Source organism: Stenomitos rutilans (genome assembly GCF_059505485.1).
Genome location: NZ_JCACKR010000066.1, coordinates 1 through 2906, shown reverse-complemented (window position 1 = coordinate 2906; position 2906 = coordinate 1). Strand labels below are relative to the sequence as shown.

The following is a 2906-nucleotide window of genomic DNA, read 5'->3' as shown; positions in this document are numbered from 1 at the left end:
AAAGTTAGCTACCCGAATCAGGGACAGAGCCGAACCATCGTTTTGAGTAAACGAGCGGTACAGGTTTTACTGTGTCAATTTTAGGGGCAATTTGCTCAAAGGTGCAAGCACTTTGGCAAATACCCCTCGCTGCGGCATGGCGTTCTGTCCCCCAACACCTCATTTATCAGGGATTAGAACCATGTCAAAGACATTTACGCCAACACGGCGCGGCAATCCTTGCCAGATGTGCGGCGATAGCAGCGGCAAATGCCGGGAAATAGGCCGCACGTTGCTGTGCATGACGTTTACCGATGCACTCGTCACCATTCCCGGCTTCAAATTCATCGGTCGTACTAAAGACGATCTATGGGGCAAGTGGATGGATGATGATGGTCAAAACTGGAGTGCGGCTCAACGCGAGCAGTGGCGACGCGATTGGCAACAGCTTGAAGCACAACGACAACGAGAAGAAGCGCGCCATCACGCAGAGTCCATGTCTGCCGAGGACCGAGACCGTTACTATCGGCGCTTACTGGCGATGGTCGATCTACATCCTCTAGATCGCCTTGACTTGCGCCGACGCGGCTTTACCGACGCACAAATCGCCGCCGGTGGGTTTAAGTCGGTAGAGCCGTGGCAAAAGCTAGAGCCAGCGTTACCGCACAATTTACCCGGCGTGACGCTCGACGGACGCTCGCTCAATGTGGCTTCTGCTGGCTACCTCTGTCCCATCTACGATGTCGCCGGACGGGTGGTCGGTTTGCAGTTGCGTTTGCGTAATGGCGCGACTGGGGGGCGCTACCGCTGGGTCTCCTCAAAGACCAAGAAGCGGGAGCACGGTCCCACTCCCCATCTGCCCAATGCGGAGCTGCCACTAGCAGTCCATCGCCCGACCCAAGTGCAGCGAGCTGCGATCGCACTGGTAGAGGGCGTTGGTGCCAAACCGCTCCTCCTGTGTCAGCGCCGGGGACAAGTGACGCTTGGGGCGGCTGGTGGGCAGTTTGCCAGCAGTCCTCAAACCCTGCAGCACTCGCTGGACGTGCTCGCGGCTGAGTTGGGCACCAAGGAGATTGAGTTCTATCCCGATGCCGGAGCGGTCACAAATCGGCAGGTGATGCGGCAATATCGCTCCACCTGGGAACTCTTGCAGCAGTGGGGTTACTCGATTCGGGTTGCCTGGTGGGGTCAGGTGACCAAGGCAGGCTTGGATATTGATGAACTGGATGATTTCAGTGTGATTGAGTGGCTTACGACAGCCCAACTGGAGGCCATTGCCCGTCCTCACCTTGACTGGCTGGGACAGATCCAGCGACGGCTGCAACGAGTGTGCAAACCCCGTATGGCGGCCGTTGCTTTGCGGCGGGTCTTAGACGAACCAGAGCCAACGGTGCTTACCTACGCGGCTGGTGATCGGCTGACCACTTGGCAGCAAGCGGTCGGACAGGGCTATCGCTGTATTTTGGATCAGTCAGCAACGGGCACAGGCAAGAGCTTTGATGCGGGTCTGGTCGAACCAGCGCTGCTGACGGCACAGCAACTGCTGTATGTCTCAGACCAGCATCGTAACCCCACGGTGGAGACACTGACGCAGGCGCAGGACTGGACTGATCTGGAAGCCCGTCATGCTGGCTTACAGCAAGAAACAACGCCAGGGGGAAGCAGCCGCTGGAAACGAGTCGCTAGTGGTGAAACACCGAGTGTCCCCGCTAACTGCACCCGGACTCGGGTCATCAGCGCCTTACGTGCGAAGCAGGTGCAAGGATCGGATACGGCATCCTTGATTTGTGGCACCTGCCCCTTGCGCGAAGCCTGTACCCATGCCACCGGATCAGGTTATGGCTTCTTGAACCAACGTCACTCTGGGCTGTCCGCCCCTAAGCTACGTGCGCATCCAGATAGTTTGCCCAACCCGATGGATTATGACTATGACGCAGTGACCTTGCTCTGGGATGAACCGGGGCAGAGCTTCGTCACCAAGCGGGATGTGCACGTGACGCTGACTGACCTGGAGCAAACGATCGCGACCCTTCTACCTCATCTTGAGTTATTCGCGTCGGTGCAGCCGCTGCTGGCGACTTTACTGCCGTACCTGAACGGTCAGCAGACGCTTGGGCGCTTTGGGCTGAATCATCTTGAAGTAGTGTCACTCTTAGAGTTGCCTTCGGTCAGTTTAGAGGCACTCGAGCAGGTCTTGCAGCCAGATCTGGCGTTTCTCAATACCACTGAAGCGTATGGAGTTGAGTTAGCCGATTTACCGGCGCACCTGCGCAAACGCTTTTCAGAACGGGACTCGGAGATGGCGGATCAGGCTCAACAGCGGGTGATAAAGCAGTGGTTACCGGCGCTGTTACGAATACTTGGGGGGCAATGTGCCAGTGCCGTGCGGTTAGAGTCAGGTCGTTTGACGCTCTCCCTCGCCGAGACGCGGCACCAGGCGATCGCGCAGGCAGCCAGCACTGTGATTTTCCTGGATGCTACCTTGAGCCGTCAGGATTTGGCCCTGAAGTTGCACTGTCAACCAGAGGAGATTTTTATCTGTCGGCAGCAGGTGCCAGCGCCTACGAACTTGGCTGTGACGCAAGTAGTCGACCTGGGTCGTCTGGGCATGCAGCGAGGGGCAGACCAACAGCGACGGGTCAAGGCCCTTGTGTCCCACTACCAGGCGACCGATCCCCAGACGAAGGTGATTGATTTTAAGCAGTTTGCGGAGGCAAGCATGGGTGCCTGGTGGCGTGATAGTCGCGGGGTGAATGACTTTATGACCACAACGACGCTCGTGCTGGTAGGGACTCCGTGCCGTAATGTCGCCGACCTGCTGGCTGAGTTTGCCGTCTTGACGGGTGTCACCGATGCAGCAGACGAGCGCTTTCAAGCGTTTGTGGCACGCACCATTCAAGCGGATATCCAGCAGGCGATCGGGCGGC

1 protein-coding gene is annotated in these 2906 nt (G+C 57.8%); it reads left to right on the top strand.

Annotated features, from left to right (window positions below):
• Positions 1-181 precede the first annotated feature (181 nt).
• On the top strand, positions 182-2906 hold a 2725-nt coding region (locus tag AC5JLP_RS12540), incomplete at its 3' end, for a hypothetical protein (RefSeq protein WP_496068249.1).